A 19,714-nucleotide genomic window follows, 5' to 3' on the forward strand; every position below is an offset into this window, starting at 1 on the left:
CTCCTTGGGCTGTACAACCACATGACTTGAAAATTATAGGTGTAACTTACCACAATTCAGATGGGAGTCAGACCCTCGAAACCGGGCAATAAGAAGCCGAACCGCCAATTCAGGGCAGTCCGGCTCAAAGCTATTAAAGTGTGCGCGAAACGTGTTCGACGCGGAAGGCTTCGATGACATCGCCTGCGCGAATATCGTCGTAGTTCTCGAACGCCATGCCGCATTCCTGACCTGCCGGAACTTCCGACACTTCATCCTTGAAGCGCTTGAGCGTCTTGAGCTTGCCTTCGTGGATAACCACGTTGTCGCGGATGAGACGAACGCCTGCACCACGCTCCACCTTGCCTTCGGTGACACGGCAACCGGCAACCTTGCCAACCTTGGTGATGTTGAAGACCTCGAGAATCTCCGCATTGCCGAGGAAGGTTTCGCGGCGTTCCGGGGACAGAAGGCCCGACATCGCTGCCTTAACGTCATCAATCAAATCATAGATGATGTTGTAATAGCGGATTTCGATACCCTGCTGATCAGCCGCGTCGCGTGCCTGCTTGTTGGCGCGCACGTTGAAGCCGATGATGGCTGCGTTGGAAGCTTCGGCCAGAGAAACGTCGCTTTCCGTGATACCACCTGCACCCGAATGGACGATACGGGCACGAACTTCATCGGTGCCGAGCTTGTCCAGTGCATTGGTGATGGCTTCGATAGAACCCTGCACGTCACCCTTGATGACGAGCGGGAATTCCTTCGTGCCCGATACCTGAAGCTGGTTCATCATCTGCTCAAGCGAACCGCGTGCACCCGATTGGCGAGCGACAGCCTTGTCGCGCGCCAGGCGCTGGCGGTACTCAGCGATTTCACGTGCCTTGCCTTCGTTGGCAACCACTGCGAAACGATCGCCCGCCTGCGGCGTTCCCTGGAGGCCAAGGATTTCGACCGGCATTGCCGGACCCGCTTCCTTGACATGCTCGCCCCGGTCGTTGACCAGCGCGCGCACACGACCCCATTCGCTGCCAGCGACGAGGATGTCACCCGGATGCAATGTACCGGTCTGAACCAGAACGGTTGCAACCGAACCACGACCACGATCAAGCTGGGCTTCCACGACAACGCCTTCCGCCGTGCGCGTCGGATCTGCCTTGAGATCAAGGATTTCAGCCTGCAACAGAATTGCTTCAAGCAATTTGTCGAGGTTGAGCTTGTTCTTGGCCGACACTTCAACGTCAAGGACTTCACCGCCCATCGATTCAACAAAGACATCATGCTGCAACAGGGCCGTACGGACTTTCTGCGGATCTGCAGCCGGCTTGTCGATCTTGTTGATCGCCACGATGATCGGAACGCCTGCCGCTTTGGCATGGTTGATCGATTCAATCGTCTGCGGCATCACGCTGTCGTCCGCTGCCACAACAAGGATGGCAATGTCGGTTGCCTGCGCACCACGGGCACGCATTGCAGTAAAGGCAGCGTGACCTGGCGTATCAATGAAGGTGATCTTCTGGCCGTTCTGTTCGACCTGATAGGCACCGATATGCTGGGTAATGCCACCAGCTTCGCCGGATACAACGTTGGCGTGACGGATCGCATCGAGCAGCGAGGTCTTGCCGTGATCGACGTGGCCCATGATGGTCACGACCGGAGGACGGGAGACCAATGCAGCTTCGTTGTCCGCTACACCGAAGATACCTTCTTCAACGTCCGATTCAGCAACGCGCTTGACAGTGTGGCCAAACTCTTCGGCGATCAACTGCGCCATATCGGCATCGATCACGTCGCCCGGCTTCATCATCTGGCCCTGCTTCATCAGGTACTTGATAATATCGACCGAACGTTCGGTCATACGCTGTGCAAGTTCCTGAAGCGTGATGGTTTCAGGGATGGTCACCTCACGCGAAATCTTTTCGCGGGTTTCCTGCATCTGCGAACGCTTGAACTTTTCCTGACGACGACGCATCGCCGACAGCGAGCGCGAGCGACCTTCCTCTTCGAGATTGCTCGTCAGAGTGAGCTTGCCACGGCGGCGATCATCCTCACCCTTTGTGGCTTTTGGTGCGCGCACTTCCGGCTTAGCAGGAGCGCCGCGACGAACTGCGCCACGACGATCATCTTCGTCATCCGACTGGCCGGGTTTGCGAAGCTGGCTCTGCGGAAGCGGCTTGCCCGGGATCGGGGCAGCATCGGCAAGGCTCGGTGCAGCGGGGCGCACGCCCCCCTGCTGCGGACGACCACCTTGCGGCGGACGATTGCCCTGAGGACGACCGGCCTGCGGCGGACGATTGCCCTGTGGTGCCGGGCGCGCATCGTCGCGCCGCTCGGTACGGGCTTCTGGCTGCGGCATACGCTTGGCAGCTTCTTCCTCGGCCTTGCGGCGGGCATCGGCTTCGGCCTTGAGACGAGCTTCCTCTTCCGCCTGACGACGGGCAGATTCTTCACGCTCCTTGGCGCGGCGAGCATCTTCCTCAGCGCGGCGCTTGGCTTCCTCAACCGCGCGGGCGCGTTCTTCAACTTCACGAACCTGAGCTTCTTCAAGCGCGCGGCGACGCGCATCCATTTCAGAGCGTGACAGCGTGTTCAGCACCATGCCTGAGCGGTCGGACGGGCGCGGACGCTGTGCCTGCTGTCCGCCGGGACGCTGCTGCACAGGGCGCTGCTGCGCAACATGCGGCTTCGTGACCGGAGCAGCAGGTGCTGCTGGCTTCGGTGCGGGGGCCGCAGGGGCTGGTGCTCGTACCGTCGGAGCGGCCTGTGCAGGCTGTGCCGATGCCGATGCCGGTGCCGATGCCGATGCCGGGGTAGTAGCTGCTGCAGGCGCGGGCGCAACAGGTGCTTGAGCCGCTGGCCTTTGTGGCGCTACCTCGACTTCCGGCTTTTCATCAGGCCGCGAGAATTTGCGCTTTTTCGTTTCAACGACGACAGCCTTCGTGCGGCCGTGGCTGAAATTCTGGCGCACGGTGCTCTGCTCGACGCCTGGCCGCTTCATGGTCAGCGTCTTCTTCGTATTAACGCTCAGCGTCTTGTCGTCGTTCGTTTTATCGCTCATTACGTTTCCGTTTCCTTCGCGGCTCCGGCCGCTCTACTCGAGCATTATCCAACGCGACCGAGTCATGTTGGATAATGCTCCAGTCATCCGCCTCAACGCGCAATCCGATCCGGGAGCTGCCAAAGCCCCTCCAGAGTTGCGCTCTAATCCAGGTCCAACGCGCTTTCACCGCGATAGCGATGCAACATAAGCGCCCGCTTTACGAACCCGGTTGCCGCCTTTCCTTCAAGTACGGCTGCATGTATCACATTTCCGCCACCAAATGCCAAATCCATTTCTTCTCCCGTAAACAGAGAGAAAGAAGGAATTTCTGGACCATCCAGATGCAACACGGCGCGGCGAGCCTGATCGAGCTTGCGTACACCGTCAGCAGCGGCTTCCTTTGCGTGCAACACCATGGCGGCTGTCCCGGTGCGGATCGCCTGATCCACCTTGGTCGAGCCCGACACCACAGCCCCGGCCTTGCGAGCCAGAGCGAGACTGCCGAGAGCAGATTTCGTCAGCAACTGGTCCACCAGCGCGCCAAGATCCGCCTGCGGCGTCACACCTTCCTTCAGCGCCCGCGCAAAAAGCTTGCGCTTGACCGCCTCATCCACCAAACGACGCTCGGCCTTTACCCAGCATCCCCTGCCTGGCAGATTCCTTTTCAAGTCCGGCACCACGGAACCGTCGGGGCCGGCCACGAAACGGATCAGATCATCAGCAGAACCGCTTTCGCGCGTAACGATACAGGTTCTGTCATTCATTTCCTGCTCCACGCGAACTCCAGTCTTGCCATATCGTGGTCTGCCCGCGCATCGGACGTAACGCGGGCGCTGTACCAGAGCATAAGCCCCACCACAACCCGTAAGATGACCGGAACCGCACTTGAAAACCGAACTGGCCTGTCGTTTCAGGTGAACAACGGCCTTTCCAGCGTTTAATTGCGAGAGCCGCACAGCTTACGCCTGAATTGCCTCAGACGTAAGAAGCCATGCGGCTCTTTTTATGCCGACTGCTTATTAGGAAGCGGCCTCTTCTTCACCGGCTTCCACTTCGGGTTCTTCTTCCTGAGCCGACGCCAGTTCTTCTTCCGTGATCCATCCTGCCTTCAAACGCGCGGTCAGGACCATCTGTTCCGCATCGACGCGCGAAACATCGAAGGAAGAGAAGATGCCGCTGTGAACGATGGTCTCGCCATCCTTACGCTCACGCCAGCCGACCAGATCGTCAACGGCGTATCCGGCGAAGTCTTCGATCGTCTTGACGCCATCTTCACCGACCGCCACCAGCATCGCCGTGGTGATGCCCGGCAGCTCACGCAGTTCGTCTTCGACGCCCAGTTCCTTGCGGCGGTTATCCTGTTCGCTTTCAATACGATCCAGATACTCGCGTGCACGATCCTGAATTTCACCAGCCGTTTCTTCATCGAAGCCATCGATGGAAGCGATTTCGCCCGGCTCGACATAGGCCAGCTCTTCAACTGATGCGAAACCTTCAGAAGCCAAAACCTGACCAACCATTTCGTCAACGTTGAGAGCTTCCATGAAGAGCGTAGAACGCTCAGTGAATTCCTTCTGGCGACGTTCGGATTCTTCGTCTTCCGTCAGGATATCAATGTCCCAGCCGGTGAGCTGTGAAGCAAGGCGCACGTTCTGACCGCGACGACCGATTGCAAGTGATAGTTGGTCATTCGGAACGACAACTTCAATACGTTCGGCATCTTCATCGAGAACAACCTTGGCAACTTCAGCCGGCTGCAGTGCGTTAACGATGAAGGAAGCTGCATCCGGCGACCACGGAATGATGTCGATCTTTTCACCCTGAAGCTCGCCCACGACAGCCTGAACGCGGGAGCCGCGCATACCGACACAGGCACCTACCGGATCAATGGAAGCGTCACGGGAAACAACCGCGATCTTGGCGCGGGAACCCGGATCGCGGGCGACCGACTTGATTTCGATGATGCCATCGTAGATTTCCGGCACTTCCATGGTGAAGAGCTTCGCCATGAAGGACGGATGGGTACGCGACAGGAAAATCTGCGGCCCGCGCTGCTCGCGACGCACGTCATAGACATAGGCGCGGATGCGATCGCCATAACGGAAAGCTTCACGCGGGATCAGCTCGTCACGACGCACGATGGCCTCACCGCGACCAAGATCGACAATCACATTGCCGTATTCAACGCGCTTGACGGTGCCGTTGACGATTTCGCCAACGCGGTCCTTGTATTCGTCATACTGGCGGTCACGTTCGGCTTCGCGCACTTTCTGCACGATAACCTGCTTTGCCGACTGGGCAGCGATACGACCGAAATCCATCGGCGGCAGCTGATCGGCGATAAAGTCGCCCACCTGTGCGTCCGGGTTGCGATCGCGAGCGGTGAAGAGCGAAATCTGCGTCGCATAATCCTCCACATGCTCGACGACTTCGAGCAGGCGCTGCAGCTTGATCTCACCCGACTTCGCATTAATGTCGGCGCGAATGTTGCTTTCCTGGCCGTAGCGCGAACGCGCCGCCTTCTGAATCGCATCGGCCATGGCCGCAAGAACGATCTCGCGGTCGATCGACTTCTCGCGTGCGACCGCATCGGCGATCTGCAGAAGCTCCAGCCTGTTAGCACTGACTGCCATTGGACTCTCCTTGGTGTCGCACCCGGCTCCTCAAGATGCCGGATGCCTGAAACTTAAACTTTATCTTCGGCTTCACCGGACTTGGTTTCACCAGACCGCTCGTCCGCTTCTTCGCTACCAAGATCGTCGCCGGGAATGCGGCCTTCGCGCAGGGCCTTGTCCTTGCGCAGCGCATCGCGGATCAGATCATCGGTCAGCACGAGGCGTGCATCCGAGATCAGGTCGAATGGGATGCGTACGACAGGTTCGCTGCCATAGGAAATCTGGTCGCTTTCAATCACGACCGATTCTGCATCGCCAAGAACGATGCGACCGCGGAATTTCTTGCGTCCTTCATGCACGATGGAGGTTTCCACCTTTGCAATGTGACCGGCCCAATCGGCAAAATCCGATTTACGGACCAGCGGACGATCGATACCGGGAGATGAAATCTCCAAATGATATTTTCCGTTGATCGGATCTTCCACGTCGAGCACCGGCGCAACCGTGCGGCTGACCAGCTCGCAATCATCGACGGTCATCGTGCCATCAGGACGTTCGGCCATGATCTGCAAAGTCTGGCCGTTCAGCCCCGAGAGACGCACGCGCACCAGCCGGAAACCCAGCGTATTGATGACGGGCTCGATGATGGAAGCCACTTTGGCATCGATACCCGTCTCGCGAATGATACGCTCATCCACAGCCACGGCTGGCATCTCTGCTTCGTTTGCCTGAACCTGTTCCGTCAACTCTAAACCTCTCGAAGGGGTCGAAAAACCTCTGTTTCTTGGCTGCAAGTAACAAAAAAGAGCGGGACCGGACGGACCCACTCTTGTTCGTTCGACCAAGAATTTGAAAGTTATATACCAGCGGAAGCGGATTTTTTCAAGTCCCGCTTCCATCATGAAATTCAAAGCCTGATAAAAGTCAGATAGGCAGCCCGGCGGCCCTCGCGAAAGGCCTTTGCCTCATAGCGCGTACCCGGCCAGCCCTCGTAAGCATCATTCCAGTCGGAGGGGCCTTCAGCCTGCCAGTCAAATGCCGGATGGCGACGACAATGCTGGAGCGTCCAGTTGACGTAATGCGCGATGTCGGAAGCAAACCGGAATTTTGCACCGGGCTTCAGGAGGCGGGCAAAGCGGTCGAGATTGGCATCGCTGACGAAACGGCGCTTCCAGTGGCGGCGCTTGTGCCATGGATCAGGATAAAAGAGGTCGATACCCGACAATGAGGCGCTCGGCAGCCAGTCCAAAACCGCCGTTGCGTCCTCGTCGTAGAGGCGCAGGTTTTGCCGCGGCTCTCCATCCAACGCGGCCAGCATCTTGGCCATGCCGTTGATGAACGGCTCGACCCCAATGAAGCCTGTCCGAGGATAGCGCCCCGTCTCATGGTGCAGATGCTCACCTCCGCCGAAACCGATCTCCAGGCGCACAGCATCTACCTTTGCCTCAAAAAGCGTGCACAGATTCTCTGGTGCCGGGCTTTCGACATCAATCTTCAGGCGCGGCAGAAGATCCTCAAACAGGTTCTTCTGATGGCTTCTCAGTGGCTTGCCGTGTCGACGGCCGAAAAAATTTCCAGCTCCGCGCAGAGGATGAGATTCTTCAGTCATATTTTATCCGTCGGCCTCAGATCGGTGCTCTATCTATTTGTTTTGACGCGCATTGGCTCCGAAAACCGCTTCACACTTTTCGGGACACGCTCCAATAGCAGAAGAGCGCGATCCAAGACCGCGCTCCTCGAAAGTCGTCGGGACACATAACGCCAAGCGGCTTGCGATGCAACTTTCCGGCAGGAAAGTTACGCTAACGCTGCCTTCAGCGCCTTGGTCAGATCCGTCTTCTCCCACGAGAAGGAACCATCACGGCCCGGCTTGCGACCGAAATGACCATAAGACGAGGTCTTGGCATAGATCGGCTTGTTAAGGTCAAGATGCTTGCGAATGCCGGTCGGCGAGAGATCCATGACTTCACGAAGCGCTTCTTCGACCGCAGATTCGGCAACCTTGCCCGTGCCATGCAGGTCGACATAGACCGACAGCGGCTGTGCCACACCGATGGCATAGGAAAGCTGGATCGTGCAGCGTTCAGCAAGGTCGGCAGCAACAACGTTCTTGGCGAGATAGCGCGCGGCATAGGCGGCGGAGCGATCGACCTTGGTAGTGTCCTTGCCCGAGAACGCGCCGCCTCCGTGTGGAGCGGCGCCGCCATAGGTATCCACGATGATCTTTCGCCCAGTCAGACCGGCATCGCCGTCCGGCCCACCGATAACAAACTTGCCGGTCGGATTGATGTACCAGTTGCAGGTGGCTGCGATCGGAAGGTCGCCAAGTGCTTCCCTTATATAGGGTTCGACGACTGAACGCACCTTCTTCGAATCCCAGCTTGCATCCAGATGCTGTGTGGAAAGAACGATCTGCGTGACCTCAGCGGCCTTGCCGTTCTCATAGCGCACCGTGACCTGGCTCTTGGCGTCGGGTCCGAGTTTGCCTGCGTCGCCTTCTCCCTTGTGGCGGGCTTCAGCGAGTTTTTCGAGGATCTTGTGTGAATAATAGATCGGCGCCGGCATGAGGTCGGGAGTTTCGCGGCAGGCATAACCGAACATAATGCCCTGATCTCCCGCCCCCTCTTCGCCCTGACGGTCGGCAGCGTTATCTACGCCCTGCGCAATATCGGCTGATTGCGGATGCAGAAGCACGTCAATCTTTACGGTTTTCCAGTTGAAGCCGTTCTGCTCATAGCCAATTTCCCGGATCGCTTTCCGCGCTGCCGAACGGAAGCGTGAAGGATTGATCAGCGGATGTCCGGCAGCATCGTGGGCGATAGTGCCGTCCTTATTCTTCTTCAGGAAAGTATCCGGCACGCGCACCTCGCCTGCAATAACCACGCGATTGGTGGTGGCAAGCGTTTCGCACGCAACGCGGACAGACCATGGATCGACGCCGGTGCGGCGCGCTTCCTTATAGATCATATCCACAATTTCGTCGGAGATGCGGTCGCAAACCTTGTCCGGATGTCCTTCGGACACAGATTCGCTGGTGAAGAGATAAGAACTGCGCGACACGGGTAACCCCTCTTGAAAATCCAACGGAGAATATCTCCGCCATGGAAACACAGTAGCGCCCGGAACAGGTCTCATCGTTCCGGGCACAGCAATGTGTTAGCGAAGTTGGGATTAAACCGTCAATGCATATTCTTGTTGCGACAGCGCCTTGACGGGAAATTTCGTTCCAGACGGCAGTTTCTGATGGCTGAGACGCTGAAATTCGCGAAAATCTCGCGGGACATGGCTATGTCCCGCAGTTGCGGCTTTTCTGGCAGATGAAATCAGTCAGCGTCCGCAGCGAGAGACTTGACGAGATCAATGATCTTGCGGCGCACTTTCGGATCTGAAATTTTCGTGAAGGCACGGGTCAGTTGAACACCTTCATTGGAATTCAGAAAATCGACCACATAGGTCGCTTCATTGTCTTCTGCAAAACCGGCTTGGTTCGAGGAGCCTGGTGCATCTTCAAAAAAGAAGGAAACCGGGACATTCAGAATTGCCGAGATCGCCTGAAGTCGACTTGCACCAACACGATTGGTGCCTTTCTCGTATTTCTGGATTTGCTGAAACGTAATTCCGAGGCTTTCGCCAAGCTTTTCCTGACTGAGGCCCAGCATGTTACGGCGGAGACGGATGCGGCTGCCGACATGCACGTCAATTGGATTGGGCTTCTTTTTATTCTCAATCATACAACTGTCACTCCTCGCAGCTGCGAGCTTTCATTCATGCTCTGTTCATCTGAACAGCGATAACAATAAGTTTTGGGAGGTAGTCTGACGATTTTTCCGCAAAAACCGTCGCCGCTGCGCCATAACAGCGTAACAATATTAGTCTGTCAATGAAAACGCCTGCCGATTGGCAGTCGGAAAGCCGCGCTCAACACGAGTAAGGTTAACAGCGCTACCAGAGATTGTCGTGCGGCGGGCGGCGTGCCCCAAAATGGTGCACGAGGTGACGGTAGGTAAGCGTCAATGACTCCGACAGCATCGTGTGCAAGCCCGTCAGTGATTCGACCGTAAGCATCAACGACTGCTGAAAGTCCGTTATTGGCTGCACGAATGAGAGGGAGCCCCTGCTCTACGGCGCGAACCTGCGCCTGCCGGAAGTGCTGGTATGGACCGGGTGTATCACCGTACCAAGCATCGTTTGTCACGTTGATGATGGCGCTGGCTCTTTGGCCCGAATATTCAAGCTCATCCGGAAAAATGGCTTCATAACAAATGAGCGGCAAAAACGTTTGACCGCTTTTCACATTCAGCGCCCGGCGCGACGTACCTGCGGTAAACCCGCCCGGCATTTCCACTACTTCCTGAAGCCCAAGCCTGCGCAGTAAATTTTCATAGGGAAGATATTCGCCGAAAGGAACCAGGTGCACCTTGTCGGCGGCATCAACGATCACGCCGCGATCATCAATCGTGTAAATTGAATTGTAGTAGCGCGGCTCGCCGCCTGTTGTTGCCTTCTCTTCGCGAACGGCACCGGTGAGCAGCACCTGCCCGCCCTGCAAAACCTCACCGATACGTGACAAAGCCTCGGGCGTGGATGTGAGAATATAAGGAACTGCCGTTTCCGGCCAGATGACCACATCAGGTTTGGGCTTGCCCTCAGCAGGCGCTTCGGCGGTCAGAGATATCAGCTTGTCAAAAATCGAGCGACGTTCGGCATTATCCCATTTCATGGTCTGTGCGATGGATGGTTGCACTATGCGAACTGCGAGCGCGCCTTTTTCCTCACCGAGTGGCGGCGCTTTTGAAAGTGTCCAGGCACCAAAACCAACGTGACCGGCAATGAGCATCAGGGCAAATACGATGCCGGTCCTTGCAAACCGCCCGCCAATCAGCAGAGCCGGCGCGGCAAAGACAAAGACAGCCACTGCACTCATTCCAACCAGGCCGAGCACGGAAACCGATTGCATCAGGAGCGGGGTCGGCATTATGGCATAGCCGATGGCATTCCACGGGAAACCGGTGAACAGGAACAGGCGCAGCCATTCCGCCAGAGCAAAGCCGAACGCCAACGCGAAGACCCGCCCCAAACCGTCCGACCAGAAGATGCGTGCTACCATGGTTGCGAACGCATAGAACAACGCCAAAAATGCAGGCAGGCCCAGAACCGCGAGCGGGAGGGCCCATGCAAACTGGTCCGCATCGACAAGCAGCGCCGTGCCGATCCACCACAGTCCCGAAACGAAATAGCCGAAGCCGAACCACCAGCCGACCATGGCAGCCGGTAAAAGACGGCGCACCGGTCCAGCATCCGTTTTCGCAATGGCCCCGTCAATCATCCAGACCAAAATGGGGAAGGAAACGAAACCAACGACGAAAACATCAAATGGCGGCTGGGTCAGCGTGGCGAAAGCGCCACTCAGAAAAGCGGCAAGCGCACGACGCCAGCCGCTCGAAAGAATGATTTTTCCCGCCAGTCTTTCGATCATCAGGCTTCTTTGGGGGCGTGGGTTGCGGCTTCGACTTCTGCAGCCTGCTCTCCCGGCTTGGGCGATACGACAGCACGCTGCTGGCGACGGCGGTCGGCCGCAGAAAGGGGTACGATACGCACTTTTTTCACCCGGCGCGGATCGACTTCCAGCACATGGAACTCATAACCCGGAATTGCCTGCAAGACTTCGCCGCGAACTGGGATGCGCCCGAGGACCGAGAAGATGAGGCCGCCGACTGTGTCGACGTCCTCGCCATGCTCACCGACCTCAAAAGATGGGCCGATTTTTTCGGCAAGCTCTTCCAGATCGGCGCGAGCATCGACAACGAATACGCCGTCGGCTTCTTCAGCGATCATGATTTCTTCGTCGTCGTGCTCGTCCTCGATATCACCGACAACCATTTCCACAATGTCTTCCAGCGAAACCAAACCGTCGGTACCACCATATTCATCGATGACCAGCGCCATCTGGATATGGGTAGCCTGCATGCGCGCCATCAAGCCGCTCGCCATCATGGACGGCGGCACGAACAGGACCTTGCGCATGAGATTGAGTTCACCGATCGTCTTGGTGAGATCGATGCGGCCCATATCGAATTTGGCAGCCTTGTCTTCGACCGGTGCCTTGCTGCGCGCACTGCTGCGACGCGTGGTCTTCTGGCGAGCCTGTTTGGTAATGTAGTTGAGAACATCGCGGATATGGATCATGCCGCGTGGATCATCCAGCGTTTCGGCATAGACCGGCATACGCGAGTGCCCGGATTTTTCGAAAAGCTCCAGCACTTCCCAAAGCGGTGTGGAGATTTCCACTGCCTCGACATCCGCGCGCGGAATCATTACGTCCTCGACTCGGATCTCGCGCAGGCGGAGAATGTTGTGCAGCATCGCCTTTTCTTCAGGCGTGAACGCTGAATCCTGCTCGCTCGTCGTACTGGAAAGGGCATCCGCCAAATCTTCACGCAGCGAAGATGACTGGCGCGAGCGCATGAATGGGAAAATATTAGACAAGAGGGAACGCTTCTCGGCCGTCACAGGCCGCTGCGTACTTTGCCCTTCGGCGTCTTGAGTCTCGCTGCGATTCTCGCCAGCGGACGGGGGGTGCGATGTTTGATCAGCCATGGTCAATCGTTGTTAGGGTCTTATTCGGATACAGTATAAGGGTCGGGGATGGCAAGAGCGTGAAGAATTTCACGCTCGCGCCCCTCCATCACATCCGCTTCCGCATCGGTTTCGTGATCGTAACCCAAAAGGTGCAAGAAGCCGTGCACGACGAGATGCGCGAGATGGTTTTCGAGCGGCTTGCTCTCTTCACGGGCTTCACGTTCGACTGTTTCCCGCGCGATGATGATGTCGCCCAGCATAGGCCCCGGTTGCGCCCCGGCTTTGATCGGAAAGGCGGGAAACGAAAGCACATTGGTCGGCTTGTCCTTGCCACGCCATTCCGCGTTCAGGATCTGGATCGACGCATCGTCAGTGAAGACGACACTGAGTTCACTCGTCGCGTTTTTCAGCCCAAGATTGGCCCATGCGGCCTCGACCGACTTCCTGACGAGCACTTCAAGGGCGGTCTCATCAGGCCAGTTGCCGGCTTCGACCATAATATCGATATGGATCGCGTTATTTGACACGTTCTGCGGCGGCTCTCCACAGGCTAGCCGCTTCATCCTTTCAGTTACAAGAAAGCTGCCCGCCCGAAAGGCAGACAGCGTTTCCTAAATCGTGATTCCGACACGCAATTGCAAGATCATTCCGAACGCGCGTGCTGTTTACCGTCGCGATCATAAGCGCCGACGATTGCTGCCACCAGCGGATGACGAACAACGTCTTTCTCCGTAAAGCGCACCTTGATGACGCCCTCGACATCGTCCAGCACGCGAAGCGCTTCGACAAGACCTGACTTCTGGCCCGGAGGAAGGTCGATCTGGCTTGGGTCGCCGGTGACGATCATGCGCGATCCTTCACCGAGACGGGTCAGGAACATCTTCATCTGCATGGAGGTCGTGTTCTGCGCCTCATCGAGAATTACCGCGGAATGCGCCAGAGTACGCCCGCGCATGAAGGCGAGCGGCGCGATTTCAATCACACCTGCCGTAATGGCACGCTCAACCTTTTCGGCAGGCATCATGTCGTAAAGCGCGTCGTAAAGCGGGCGCAGATAAGGATCGACCTTTTCCTTCATATCGCCAGGCAGGAAGCCCAGTCGTTCGCCGGCCTCAACAGCTGGACGCGACAGGATGATCCGCTCTACCAGACCGCGTTCCAGCAGCATTGCTGCGTGGGCCACGGCGAGATAGGTCTTACCAGTTCCCGCAGGACCGACGCCGAACACCAGTTCCGACCGGTCGAGCGCACGCATATAGGCATCTTGTGTCGGCGTGCGCGCAAAAATTGTCTTCTTGCGCGTGGAAATCTGGGCTGCGGAGAGCTTGCCCTTGTTTTCCATGGTCGGTAACGTCAGTTGATCATCGGCAGCGATTGCCATGCGCAAGGCGCCGTCGACATCCGACGTCGTCAGCTCATGCCCCTTCTGCAGCGTTTCATAAAGATGATCGAGCGCACGCCGCGCCTGTTCGGTCGCAGTCGGCTCTCCCCGGATCGAAAGCTGGTTCCCCTTGGAGCGGACATCCACACCAAGTTTCTGTTCGATACGGGCCAGATTTTCATCGAATTGACCGTAAAGCGCTATGGCAAGACGATTATTGTCGAAGGTGAGCACGATGTGGGCCATATCAGAGGCCCCGGTTGTCGGGCTTTTTTGCGTTTGATTGGTTGGCTTGGCAGACTTCAGCTTTTCCGTAGCGCTCAACCGTATCTCCTTAAAGCACAATCCTGAAATTTGCAGGCATTTCAGACCAGATTATGCATGAACGCAAACCGTTCACGCATTGCAATCACAGTCTCGGCAGGCTTACCGGCAAGCGACTCAAAATGCCGAAATTTTCTGCCTCGACACCATCATGCCTTCAGGCCGGTTTTTGCGCAATAAGGCTGTTGGTCCCTGTGGACGTGATTTTCACATGAATGATGTCACCGATCCGGTCATTGTTGTCGTCAATGATGACAGGCAGCAGCCAGGGTGAGCGGCCAACCATCTGGCCGGCGATACGGCCCGGCTTTTCGAGCAGCACATCCATCTCGCGACCGATCATGGAATCCTGAAACGCATATTGCTGTTCGGACAAAAGCGCCTGGAGACGCTGGAGGCGCTCATCCTTCACCGCTTCTTCCACGTGATCGGGCAGGTCGGCGCCCGGCGTACCAGGACGTGGCGAATACTTGAACGAATAGGCCTGCGCGTAATTCACGGCGCGCACCAGCTGCATCGTGTCTTCAAAATCCTGATCGGTTTCACCGGGAAAGCCGACGATGAAATCGCCAGACAGAGCCATATCAGGCCTGACTTCGCGAATACGTTCGATCAGTCGCACGTATTCGTCGGCCTTGTGGCGACGGTTCATCGCCTTGAGAATGCGATCAGAACCGGATTGTACCGGCAAATGCAGATAGGGCATCAGCTGGCGCAGATCACGGTGGGCGGCAATGAGGCTGTCGTCCATATCGCGCGGATGGCTGGTCGTATAACGAAGACGGGCAATGCCCGGAATGCGCGCCAGACGAAACAGGAGTTCACCCAAACCCCATTCTCGGCCATCGTCGCCCACACCATGCCAGGCGTTGACGTTCTGGCCAAGCAAGGTCAGTTCACGTACGCCGCTATCGGCAAGGCGCTCGGCCTCTGCCACGATCTGCTTCACACTGCGCGAAACTTCCGAGCCGCGCGTATAGGGAACTACGCAGAAGGTGCAAAATTTGTCGCAGCCTTCCTGCACGGTCAAGAAGGCAGAAACGCCACGTTTGCGGGTTTCCTCCTTTCTGGGCGACGGCAGATGTTCGAACTTGTCTTCGAGAGCATACTCTGTCTCGACGACCTTCTCGCCACCGCGAACCCGCGCAAGCGCATTGGGCAGACGATGGTAGGTCTGCGGGCCGATGACGAGATCGACATTCGGCGCACGGCGCAGAATTTCCTGTCCTTCTGCCTGCGCCACGCAGCCCGCGACACCAATTGTCAGTTCTTTGCCATTCGCTTCGCGCGCATCCTTCATCTTGCGAAGGCGACCTAGCGCGGAATAGAGCTTTTCCGACGCCTTCTCGCGAATGTGGCACGTATTGAGCAGAACCAGATCGGCATCATCCGGTGTATCGGTCGAAATGTAGCCTTCCGCTGCAAGGCTGTCGGCCATGCGCTGACTATCGTAGACGTTCATCTGGCAGCCATAGGTTTTTACAAAAACCTTGCGCACATTGGGGCGCTCTGCCGTAGGTTCGAGATCTGTGATTTTGTCGCTCATGCGCGGCTATCTACAGCTTTTATCGCCAATTTGAAAGGCGACAATCTGAACACTCGGCTGAACACTGGCGGGATAGCTGTTCAAGCGGCCCTCACTCTTCCGGAATTTCGCGCCCGAGCAACGCGCTTTGCAAGAGGGCACGCACCCGACTTTCCATTGTACGCGCAAGCGCCTTGCGGTCTGTCGCAGCCGTTACGACAACCGGCTCGCCAAAACGTACTTCGACGTCTATGGCGCCTTCCCGCAGGATACCCTTCAGGTGCGGCATCAGTTCGACGTCACCCGGCCAGGAGGCGATGGGGCGGAAATAGCGGCCCATGGCCATGCCATGCACGCCAGTATAGGCGATGGCAACCGGCTGCACCATGACCTCGGGTACGTCGGCTTCCTTGATCGCTGCATGCGCGGCACCAAAAAGCGCCGTCTTGAACGGCAGGACGCGATTGCCATCCGAGGTCGTGCCTTCCGCGAATAGCACCATGGCGTCATCGGTAGCCAGACGACTGGCGATTTCCGAAGCCTGTTCACCCGTCTTGCCCCGGCGTTCGCGCTCAACGAAAACAGTGCGCTGCAGAACGGCAAACATGCCGAAGACCGGCCAGCTCCTCACTTCCGATTTGGCAATGAAAGATATCTGTCCAACCGTCGACAGAACGATGATATCGCTCCAAGAGGTGTGATTGGCGACCAGCAGGAGAGGCCGCCCCTCGTGCATCTGGCCAACGGTCTTGATGCGAAAGCCGAACAGGCGTGCGGCAATGCGATGGAACAGTATTGGCAGGCGACGCTTCCAGTCATTCTTGAGCTTGAGCAACAGATACTGAACTGGAACGAGTGACAGGCTCAACAGAGCCATAGCCGCAAGAACGAAAAAGATGCGGATTGCACCGATCATCGTGATCCTGCCGAAGAACGGCTCAGGTCGCGGCGCAATATCAGTGCAGCCGAACGGCCATTCGCTGTTTCATAGTAAGCGGGACGGTCACCAACTTTCTGGAAGCCGAGACGACGATAAAGCGCCTGCGCGGCAATATTCGCCTCATCCACTTCCAGAAAAAGCGTTTCAGCGCGTTCCTGATAGAGATGACGTAGCACGGCATCCATCAGCGCACGGCCAACGCCCTGGCGCTGAGCGTCAAGAGAGACGGCAATCGTCAGGATTTCCGCCTCACCAGCCACCAGACGCGCCAACACGAAGCCGCAGGCATCATTCGGCTTACCTTCCGCACGCGCCACAAAGCCAAAAACCGTATCCTGTGCAATCAACGACCTGAAATCGTCAGAACTCCAACCGTGATGGAAAGCGGCGGCATGAATGCGCTGAATCAGATGACTGTCCCGCGCATTCAATGGTTCTACCGAAACCTGTCTGCGACCAAAACGGCCGAACGGCAAGCCCATCATCGGCTATTCTCCGGGAGCCTTGCGTGGCAACGCAAACCCGACCTGCGGCTTCGCATCCGGTCCGCGCATGTAAAGTGGCTTCGGTGCCTCGTCAGGCAAGCGCAAGCTGGCCAGACGTGCATAGAAACCAATTTTCGCGGTTGGCTCTGCCGGGCCAAGCGTGAAACGACTGCCGATCGCTTCATTGATCGTGGGGGCCGCAGAACCTGCTAGAACAGTGCTTTCTGTCTGGGAAGCGGCAAGAGTCTCCGCTTCTTCTCGTGACAGAACCTGAGGTTTGGCGCTCGGCGACCCTTTTGCATCGAATGATTGTGCATAAATCTCTTCTCGATGCGCATCGAGAAGAACCAGAGTTGGCCTTTCCGGCGACAGAGACTGTGTTTGTGCCGCCAGCGCCTCAAAAGTTGTGATACCGATGGCCGGAACGTCGAGCGCCAACGCAAAGCCGCGTGCTGCCGAGACACCGATGCGGACGCCGGTAAATGACCCCGGCCCAATATTGACCGCTATACGATCCATGTCGTGAAGCGATAGTTTCGCCTCCGTCACAGCGCGTTCGACATAACCCATCAATACTTCAGCATGTCCCTTGCCGATGTTTTCGCTCACATCGGCAAGCACGATATCGCCGCCGCAATCGTAGACAGCAACGGAACACCATGAGGCAGCAGTATCAAGCGCGAGTATCTTCATGCGCAACCGGGTAAATCAGATTTTGCGTCGCGACAAGCCAAGTCTTGCCCAAAGGCTGGATCAGGTTCGTTTTTAAGCAACACCTTGGAACAAAAACCGGCAACATGCATTTCGTCACCAGGTGCGGGAAAGTTTTATGCCGTCCTGATGACGACAAAGGCCCATCCGGCAATCGAACCTCATAAGGATCTGGCAGGTTCGTTTGCGTTTGGAATAGCTACCCGTAAAGACGAGCGGCGCTCCCCAGTCGCTCCATGCCGGATCGGACAACAGGATATGAGGATAAAATGGCCAAGAAGTCGATGCATGCAACCCGCAACGATCTTCCTTCCAATACGAAAACGACAATGATCGCGCTGCTGAATGAAAACCTCGCCGCGACAATCGATCTTGCCCTCATCACCAAACAGGCGCACTGGAACCTGAAGGGGCCGCAATTCATCGCTGTTCATGAAATGCTTGATGGTTTCCGCGACGATCTTGACGAACATGTCGACACGATTGCCGAGCGCGCCGTACAGATCGGCGGGACGGCCTATGGAACCACGCAGGTCGTGGCTAAAGAAAGCAAACTCAAGCCTTATCCGACTGACATCTATGCCGTTCACGATCATCTGCTTGCACTGATCGAGCGTTATGGCGACGTCGCCAATCTTGTGCGCAAGTCTATCAAGGATGCAGATGATGCAGGTGATGACGATACGGCGGATATTCTTACCGCCGCATCCCGCAGCCTTGACAAGGCATTATGGTTCCTTGAGGCCCATGTTCAGGAAAAGAACTGACCCCACAGGTCAATGAAAAGGCCGGGAGTTTCCCGGCCTTTTCTAGTTCCCGATTCAGTTAGCCCATTCGCCCTTGCGCATCACCGGCTCGCGGGTTCCATCCGCGTTGATGCCATCGACGTCGATCTGGCCGGAGCCGATCATCCAGTCGATATGGATAAGGCTCGAATTTCCCCCCTGCGCCTTGATCTGTTCCGGCGTCAGTTTTGCGCCGTCAATAAAGCACTTGGAATAGCATTGGCCGAGCGCTATGTGGCTTGCAGCATTCTCGTCAAAAAGGGTGTTGTAGAATAAAAGCCCGCTTTGTGAGATCGGCGAAGAATGCGGCACCAGCGCCACTTCACCCAGATGACGCGCCCCCTCATCCGTATCCAACACTTTGTTGAGCACTTCTTCACCGCGGCTTGCCTTCGCCTCGACAATTCGACCACCCTCGAAGCGAACCGCGATATCCTCAATCAACGTGCCCTGATGCGACAGAGGCTTTGTACTGGTCACATAGCCTTCGACATGCAGAGCATGAGGTGTGGTGAATACTTCTTCGGTTGGAATATTCGGATTACAGGTAATACCGTTTTTCGCGGTGGAAGCGCCGCCATGCCATTCATGGCCATCGGCAAGCCCGACCGTCAGATCGGTGTTCGGGCCTTTGAAATGCAAAGCACGATATGCCTTGCCGTTCAGGAAGCGGGTGCGGCTGCGAAGCGCCGCATTATGTGCCGCCCATGCACCGAGCGGATCATCCACATCGACGCGTGAAGCCGCGAAGATGGCATCAGCCAGCTTGCGTGTAGCGATACCCTCCGGTTCGTTCGGAAACATAAGCTTCGCCCAGGCAGGATTGGGATAAGAGACTATGTTCCAGTTGATGTCGAAACCGGCGATCTTTTCAAGTGCGGGCTGATAGGCCTTTGAATTGGCCCGGTTGGCGCGTGAAACCTTGGCTGGGTCCTGACTGGAAAGAAGCATTGGATTATCGGCTGCGATAGCCAGACGGGCGGCGCCTTCCGAGTATGCCTTTGCCATGCCTTCATAAAGCCAGTTTGCCGCGCGGTCGAAGCTTGCATCGGATGCGTTCTCGTAACGGGCAAGTGCCATTTCGTCATCCGCGAAAAATGGCGTTACCAGCCCAGCTCCAGCCTTGTAGGCATGTTTGGCGATGAGACGAACCAGCGGCAGTGCGACAACCGGCGCGGTGATGACAAGATCTTGCCCCTCGCGCAATTGCAAACCAACGCGAACCGCGACTTCCGCGAGACGTTCGAGTTTGAGCGGGTCTATGACTGGGTTCTGCTGTTCATGAGCCATGGGTGGAAGACCTCTTTGGATATGGAATCACCGACAGTTTATCAGACGGCATAATTTCAC

General features: G+C 56.9%; 17 protein-coding genes. 1 reads left to right on the top strand and 16 read right to left on the bottom strand.

Features of this window, described 5'->3' with window-relative positions; all coding sequences use genetic code 11:
• Positions 1-133 precede the first annotated feature (133 nt).
• The 15 genes from infB to tsaB all read right to left on the bottom strand — a co-directional run bounded on the left by infB (position 134) and on the right by tsaB (position 17,561).
• On the bottom strand, positions 134-3,037 hold the full coding sequence (gene infB, locus FJQ48_RS10470) for a translation initiation factor IF-2 (protein ID WP_139975062.1): 2,904 nt from the start codon (positions 3,035-3,037) through the stop codon (positions 134-136).
• 143 nt (positions 3,038-3,180) lie between these two features.
• Complete coding sequence (locus FJQ48_RS10475; protein ID WP_282183543.1) at positions 3,181-3,795, bottom strand: RNA-binding protein; 615 nt, start codon at positions 3,793-3,795, stop codon at positions 3,181-3,183.
• Between the two features lie 243 nt (positions 3,796-4,038).
• Positions 4,039-5,652, bottom strand: coding sequence for a transcription termination factor NusA (nusA, locus tag FJQ48_RS10480; protein ID WP_139975064.1), 1,614 nt, complete (start codon positions 5,650-5,652; stop codon positions 4,039-4,041).
• 53 nt (positions 5,653-5,705) lie between these two features.
• On the bottom strand, positions 5,706-6,380 hold the full coding sequence (gene rimP / locus FJQ48_RS10485; protein WP_139975065.1) for a ribosome maturation factor RimP: 675 nt from the start codon (positions 6,378-6,380) through the stop codon (positions 5,706-5,708).
• A gap of 161 nt (positions 6,381-6,541) precedes the next feature.
• Positions 6,542-7,243, bottom strand: coding sequence for a tRNA (guanine(46)-N(7))-methyltransferase TrmB (locus tag FJQ48_RS10490; RefSeq protein WP_139975066.1), 702 nt, complete (start codon positions 7,241-7,243; stop codon positions 6,542-6,544).
• 188 nt (positions 7,244-7,431) lie between these two features.
• The gene (metK, locus tag FJQ48_RS10495; protein ID WP_139975067.1) at positions 7,432-8,694 is read right to left on the bottom strand and encodes a methionine adenosyltransferase; all 1,263 of its coding nucleotides are present in this window, start codon (positions 8,692-8,694) and stop codon (positions 7,432-7,434) included.
• A 263-nt stretch (positions 8,695-8,957) separates the two neighbouring features.
• On the bottom strand, positions 8,958-9,365 hold the full coding sequence (locus tag FJQ48_RS10500; protein ID WP_010657769.1) for a helix-turn-helix domain-containing protein: 408 nt from the start codon (positions 9,363-9,365) through the stop codon (positions 8,958-8,960).
• A 146-nt stretch (positions 9,366-9,511) separates the two neighbouring features.
• A complete protein-coding gene (lnt, locus tag FJQ48_RS10505) occupies positions 9,512-11,110 on the bottom strand; it encodes an apolipoprotein N-acyltransferase (protein WP_139975068.1) in 1,599 nt (532 codons plus the stop codon).
• Positions 11,110-12,231: a hemolysin family protein gene (locus tag FJQ48_RS10510; protein WP_139975069.1), complete on the bottom strand. Its 1,122-nt coding sequence runs from the start codon at positions 12,229-12,231 to the stop codon at positions 11,110-11,112. The genes lnt and FJQ48_RS10510 overlap by 1 nt, the downstream gene beginning before the upstream one ends.
• A gap of 20 nt (positions 12,232-12,251) precedes the next feature.
• Entirely contained in the window at positions 12,252-12,740 is a 489-nt protein-coding gene (ybeY, locus tag FJQ48_RS10515) for an rRNA maturation RNase YbeY (RefSeq protein WP_139975070.1), read from the bottom strand.
• A gap of 116 nt (positions 12,741-12,856) precedes the next feature.
• Positions 12,857-13,918, bottom strand: a complete 1,062-nt coding sequence (locus tag FJQ48_RS10520) for a PhoH family protein (RefSeq protein ID WP_180350173.1) — start codon at positions 13,916-13,918, stop codon at positions 12,857-12,859.
• Between the two features lie 157 nt (positions 13,919-14,075).
• Positions 14,076-15,464, bottom strand: a complete 1,389-nt coding sequence (miaB, locus tag FJQ48_RS10525) for a tRNA (N6-isopentenyl adenosine(37)-C2)-methylthiotransferase MiaB (RefSeq protein WP_139975071.1) — start codon at positions 15,462-15,464, stop codon at positions 14,076-14,078.
• A 91-nt stretch (positions 15,465-15,555) separates the two neighbouring features.
• A complete protein-coding gene (locus FJQ48_RS10530) occupies positions 15,556-16,359 on the bottom strand; it encodes a 1-acyl-sn-glycerol-3-phosphate acyltransferase (protein WP_139975072.1) in 804 nt (267 codons plus the stop codon).
• Complete coding sequence (rimI, locus tag FJQ48_RS10535; protein WP_139975073.1) at positions 16,356-16,868, bottom strand: ribosomal protein S18-alanine N-acetyltransferase; 513 nt, start codon at positions 16,866-16,868, stop codon at positions 16,356-16,358. The genes FJQ48_RS10530 and rimI overlap by 4 nt, the downstream gene beginning before the upstream one ends.
• Positions 16,869-16,871: 3 nt before the next feature.
• A complete protein-coding gene (tsaB, locus tag FJQ48_RS10540; protein WP_139975074.1) occupies positions 16,872-17,561 on the bottom strand; it encodes a tRNA (adenosine(37)-N6)-threonylcarbamoyltransferase complex dimerization subunit type 1 TsaB in 690 nt (229 codons plus the stop codon).
• Between the two features lie 287 nt (positions 17,562-17,848).
• Between tsaB and dps the strand changes: the two genes are divergently transcribed.
• Positions 17,849-18,346 carry a DNA starvation/stationary phase protection protein Dps gene (gene dps, locus FJQ48_RS10545; protein WP_139975075.1) on the top strand — a complete coding sequence of 166 codons (498 nt, stop codon included), beginning with the start codon at positions 17,849-17,851 and terminating at the stop codon, positions 18,344-18,346.
• Positions 18,347-18,400: 54 nt separating this feature from the next.
• On the opposite strand, the gene FJQ48_RS10550 is transcribed toward dps, so the two are convergent.
• Complete coding sequence (locus tag FJQ48_RS10550) at positions 18,401-19,654, bottom strand: aminopeptidase (RefSeq protein WP_139975076.1); 1,254 nt, start codon at positions 19,652-19,654, stop codon at positions 18,401-18,403.
• Between the last annotated feature and the right edge of the window lie 60 nt (positions 19,655-19,714).

Origin of the sequence: Ochrobactrum sp. CGA5 (genome assembly GCF_006345815.1) — a bacterium.
GTDB lineage: Bacteria > Pseudomonadota > Alphaproteobacteria > Rhizobiales > Rhizobiaceae > Brucella.

What these genes read in the sequence shown, in the direction of transcription:
- infB (WP_139975062.1), bottom strand. Translation starts at nt 3,037, where the DNA reads ATGAGCGATAAAACGAACGACGACAAGACGCTGAGCGTTAATACGAAG.
- nusA (WP_139975064.1), bottom strand. Translation starts at nt 5,652, where the DNA reads ATGGCAGTCAGTGCTAACAGGCTGGAGCTTCTGCAGATCGCCGATGCG.
- FJQ48_RS10490 (WP_139975066.1), bottom strand. Translation starts at nt 7,243, where the DNA reads ATGACTGAAGAATCTCATCCTCTGCGCGGAGCTGGAAATTTTTTCGGC.
- FJQ48_RS10500 (WP_010657769.1), bottom strand. Translation starts at nt 9,365, where the DNA reads ATGATTGAGAATAAAAAGAAGCCCAATCCAATTGACGTGCATGTCGGC.
- lnt (WP_139975068.1), bottom strand. Translation starts at nt 11,110, where the DNA reads ATGATCGAAAGACTGGCGGGAAAAATCATTCTTTCGAGCGGCTGGCGT.
- FJQ48_RS10510 (WP_139975069.1), bottom strand. Translation starts at nt 12,231, where the DNA reads ATGGCTGATCAAACATCGCACCCCCCGTCCGCTGGCGAGAATCGCAGC.
- miaB (WP_139975071.1), bottom strand. Translation starts at nt 15,464, where the DNA reads ATGAGCGACAAAATCACAGATCTCGAACCTACGGCAGAGCGCCCCAAT.
- FJQ48_RS10530 (WP_139975072.1), bottom strand. Translation starts at nt 16,359, where the DNA reads ATGATCGGTGCAATCCGCATCTTTTTCGTTCTTGCGGCTATGGCTCTG.
- rimI (WP_139975073.1), bottom strand. Translation starts at nt 16,868, where the DNA reads ATGATGGGCTTGCCGTTCGGCCGTTTTGGTCGCAGACAGGTTTCGGTA.
- tsaB (WP_139975074.1), bottom strand. Translation starts at nt 17,561, where the DNA reads ATGAAGATACTCGCGCTTGATACTGCTGCCTCATGGTGTTCCGTTGCT.
- dps (WP_139975075.1), top strand. Translation starts at nt 17,849, where the DNA reads ATGGCCAAGAAGTCGATGCATGCAACCCGCAACGATCTTCCTTCCAAT.
- FJQ48_RS10550 (WP_139975076.1), bottom strand. Translation starts at nt 19,654, where the DNA reads ATGGCTCATGAACAGCAGAACCCAGTCATAGACCCGCTCAAACTCGAA.